The sequence below is a fragment of the Pusillimonas sp. genome, from assembly GCF_035515275.1.
Classification (GTDB): domain Bacteria; phylum Pseudomonadota; class Gammaproteobacteria; order Burkholderiales; family Burkholderiaceae_B; genus Pusillimonas.
In genome coordinates this window covers 1-2,295 of sequence record NZ_DATJBQ010000041.1, presented here as the reverse complement: position 1 = coordinate 2,295, position 2,295 = coordinate 1, and the positions used below count along the sequence as shown (strand labels likewise).

The following is a 2,295-nucleotide window of genomic DNA, read 5'->3' as shown; positions in this document are numbered from 1 at the left end:
CCGCAGCTTTACGTTGCCGGCGAATTCCTGGGCGGTTCGGACATCATCGCCGAAATGCACGAAAGCGGTGAACTGCTTGAAGTGCTCAAAGAGGCCGGCGCACTGAATGACACTGAATGACTAAGCTGCGTTGGCAGGGCGGTTGCCGCGCCTGCGAATGGCGGGCTTGCGCCGGAAGGCACGTGCCCGCAGCCAGGCCACACACGCCATGAGCAAGCGCCGCCTGGTCGTGGGCATTACCGGCGCCACGGGCGCGGTTTACGCCACGCGCATGCTGCAGGCGCTGCAGGGTGTGCCCGACGTTGAAACGCACCTGGTGGTGTCGCCGCCCGGTGTGCTGAACATCAAGTACGAACTGGGGCTTGCCCGGCAGCAGGTGTACGACCTGGCCGACCATGTGTACAGCTTTCGCGACGTGGGTTCGGCCCTGGCCAGCGGTGGCTTTGTCACAGCGGGCATGGTGGTGGTGCCGTGTTCCATGCGAACCTTGTCGGCCGTGGCGCACGGCCTGTCCGACAATCTCATCACCCGAGCGGCCGACGTTACGCTTAAAGAGCGCCGTCGCCTGGTCATGATGGTGCGCGAAACACCGTTCAATCTGGCCCACCTGCGCAACATGACAGCCGTTACCGAAATGGGCGGCATTGTGTTTCCGCCCTTGCCGGCCTTTTACCACCACCCGGCCACCATCGAAGAAATGGTCGATCACACCATTGTGCGTGTGCTCGACCTGTTCGATATTCACATCGACGGCCCCCGCTGGCAAGGCATGGATCAGCCCGCCTAAGGCACGCGACGCAGGTCGGTCATGACAATGACCCGGTGCCCGGTGGTTGAGCTGGTTTCGCTCGGCGCCTCGTTCTCGTTCAGGTCCCCGGCTGGTCCGAACCCCGACAGCGGGGCATCAAAATCCTCTGCATCAAAAGCCATGTCGCCATTCTCGTCGGCAATTCCCGTGGCTTTCAGGCCGGCAAAATCGAACAGCTCGGTGTCCATCAGGTGCGAAGGCACGACGCGGTTCAGTGCGCCAAACACATTCCATGAGCGGCTGGGCATTTTCTTGTCCCACTCGGCGATCATGCGGTTCATTTCCTGGCGTTTCAGGTTCTCTTGCGAGCCGCACAAATTGCACGGAATGATGGGAAACTGCTTTAGCTGCGCGTAGGCGATCAGGTCTTTTTCAGGCACATAAGCCAGCGGGCGAATGACAATGTTCTTGCCGTCGTCCGACATCAGCTTGGGCGGCATGGCCTTCATGCGGCCGCCGTAGAACAGGTTCAGGAAGAAAGTGCTAAGTATGTCGTCGCGGTGGTGGCCCAGGGCAACCTTGGTTGCACCCAGCTCGCCGGCCACCCGATACAAAATGGCCCGGCGCATGCGCGAACACAGCGAGCACATGGTCTTGCCCTCGGGAATGACACGCGTCACAACCGAATAGGTGTCCTGGGTTTCAATATGGTAGGGCACGCCCAGCGATTCCAGGTATTCGGGCAGTATATGGTCGGGAAACCCGGGCTGCTTCTGGTCAAGGTTGACCGCCACAATCTCGAACCGGAACGGCGCGCGCGACTGGTGGGTCAGCAAAATATCAAGCAGGCTGTACGAGTCTTTTCCCCCCGACAGGCACACCATTACCTTGTCGCCTTCTTCGATCATATTGAAGTCGGCGATGGCGCGGCCGGTTTCGCGCATCAGGCGTTTGGTCAGCTTGTTGTCGTGGTTGCGCTGGCGGCGGTCGCGTATTGCTTGGTCAGCCGTGGGGGCAGGGCGAGTGGGGGCGTCGTCTCGGCCAAGGGCCGGCGATTCAGTGGTAGTGGTGTTCATGGCCTTGGGCCGGCGCAAGGCGCCGGGCAGTCGGGCCGCTGAGGGCTATCGGCTGCGTTCCAGCTCGATGCCCACCGCGGCACAGTCAGAAAATGCGCTGGGTTTGCTGATACGGATTTTAACCCTTAGCACTTCGGGAAACTCGGTCAGCAGCCGGTCGGCCACCTGTTCGATCAGGGTTTCCAGTAAATTGACATGAGCTTGGGTGCACTCTTGCACAATGGCGTTGCGCAGCAGACGGTAGTCAAGAACTGTTTGCAGGATCTGGTCGTGAACCGGCTGGCTAACTGCAACGTCGATTTCAGCGTCGATATGCAGGGGTTGGGTGGCGCGCAGCTCGTGTTCGAGAATGCCGATGCGGGCATCCAGGGCCAGTTGGGTAAAAAATATGCGTCGAGTGGACATGATGTGGTCTGTAGGCCGGAAGCTAGGGTGTTGGTGGGATGATATAACATCCAGCATCGACCCACG

Annotated in this window: 3 protein-coding genes; 1 reads left to right on the top strand and 2 read right to left on the bottom strand. The window is 60.3% G+C overall.

The window, feature by feature from the left end:
* Positions 1 to 208: 208 nt before the first annotated feature.
* Positions 209 to 787 carry a UbiX family flavin prenyltransferase gene (locus tag VL003_RS02800; RefSeq protein WP_325439360.1) on the top strand — a complete coding sequence of 193 codons (579 nt, stop codon included), beginning with the start codon at positions 209 to 211 and terminating at the stop codon, positions 785 to 787.
* On the opposite strand, the gene ttcA is transcribed toward VL003_RS02800, so the two are convergent.
* Positions 784 to 1,824 (bottom strand): tRNA 2-thiocytidine(32) synthetase TtcA, encoded by a 1,041-nt coding sequence (gene ttcA / locus VL003_RS02795; RefSeq protein WP_325439358.1) that lies wholly within the window; start codon positions 1,822 to 1,824, stop codon positions 784 to 786. The genes VL003_RS02800 and ttcA overlap by 4 nt on opposite strands.
* 45 nt (positions 1,825 to 1,869) lie before the next feature.
* Positions 1,870 to 2,229 carry a dihydroneopterin aldolase gene (gene folB, locus VL003_RS02790; protein ID WP_325439357.1) on the bottom strand — a complete coding sequence of 120 codons (360 nt, stop codon included), beginning with the start codon at positions 2,227 to 2,229 and terminating at the stop codon, positions 1,870 to 1,872.
* Positions 2,230 to 2,295: the final 66 nt, after the last annotated feature.